The sequence below is a fragment of the Deinococcus aerophilus genome (genome assembly GCF_014647075.1).
In the GTDB taxonomy this organism is placed as follows: domain Bacteria; phylum Deinococcota; class Deinococci; order Deinococcales; family Deinococcaceae; genus Deinococcus; species Deinococcus aerophilus.
In genome coordinates this window covers 1-1,226 of the sequence record NZ_BMOM01000074.1, presented here as the reverse complement: position 1 = coordinate 1,226, position 1,226 = coordinate 1, and the positions used below count along the sequence as shown (strand labels likewise).

The following is a 1,226-nucleotide window of genomic DNA, read 5'->3' as shown; positions in this document are numbered from 1 at the left end:
TGAGGTTCCCCCCTCGGTCGGTCCAGTCCAATTGCACTTGAATCGTAGCTCAGCCCGCCTGTATCAGGCGGGCGAACGTCTGGGGTGAATGGTTGTCCAGGGAGCTGTGCGGACGAATCTGGTTGTAATCCTGCTGCCAGGCAGCCACGATCAGGCGAGCCTGGGGCAGTGTCTGAAACCAGTGGAGATTCAGGCACTCGTCCCGGACACGGCCATTGAAGCTCTCGATGTAGGCGTTCTCCACGGGCTTTCCCGGACGGTTGAAGTGCTGGACGATTCCGCGCTCATGGCTCCACTGATCCAGTGCCTTACTGACGAATTCCGGGCCATTGTCCGTCACGATCATGGCTGGCCCTGCGCGCAGGGCCAGCACTGCGGAGAGCAGTCGGGCCACATCTGCGCCCGTGATCGAGGTTCCGACATGCATGATCAGGCACTCCCGCGTGAAGTCGTCGACTACATTCAGCACGCGAAACCGTTGACCTGACGCCAGTTGATCTGCCATGAAATCCATGCTCCAGCGTTGATTCGGCGCGGACACTGGCGGTTTGTTGCCTCGCTCACCCACCACCAGTTTTTTGCGGGTCTTCCGACGAACGGCCAGCCCTTCCGCGCGGTAGATCCGGTACACCCGTTTGTGGTTGACCGTCAGCCCTTCGCGTCTCAACAGGACATGGAGCCGCCGATACCCAAAGCGAGGCCGTTCCAGGGCGAGCAGACGCAGCCGTGCTTTCAAGACCTGATCTTTTCCCTCTCCAGGGCTGTGGTGCCTTTGAGTTGACCGCCAGAAACCCAACTGGCGACACGCCCGCCGCTCGGTGACCCCGAAGCGCAGCCGCACGAATCCCACCATTTCCCGCTTCAACGGCGTCTGGGACTGTGGCGTCGCGCTGGGGTCTACCACTTTTTTGCCACCACCTCTTTCAGCACCTGGTTGTCCAGAGAGAGATCGGCCACCAGTTTCTTGAGGCGGCGATTTTCTTCTTCCAGCAGACGAAACCGTTTGGTTTCGTCCTTCGTCATTCCGCCATACTTCGCCTTCCAGCGGTGGATGGTGCTGACCGCGATGCCATGAAGTCGTGTCATCTCGGCCAGGGATTGGCCCGCATCAACCTGTTCGAGAATGCTTAGAATCTGCTGCTCGGTATATCGTTTTCCTTTCATCGCGCCTCCGGATTGCCCATCTTGTCGCAATCGGAGTGGACCGAGAAACAGGGGTCAGGTCA

1 protein-coding gene is annotated in these 1,226 nt (G+C 59.5%); it reads right to left on the bottom strand.

Annotated features, from left to right (window positions below; all coding sequences use genetic code 11):
• Window positions 1-49: 49 nt before the first annotated feature.
• Window positions 50-1,164 (bottom strand): IS3 family transposase gene (locus tag IEY21_RS16615; RefSeq protein ID WP_188905452.1). Its coding sequence is split into 2 segments (ribosomal slippage): window positions 50-915 and window positions 915-1,164, totalling 1,116 coding nucleotides; the frame shifts between segments, so codons are not numbered across the junction.
• Between the last annotated feature and the right edge of the window lie 62 nt (window positions 1,165-1,226).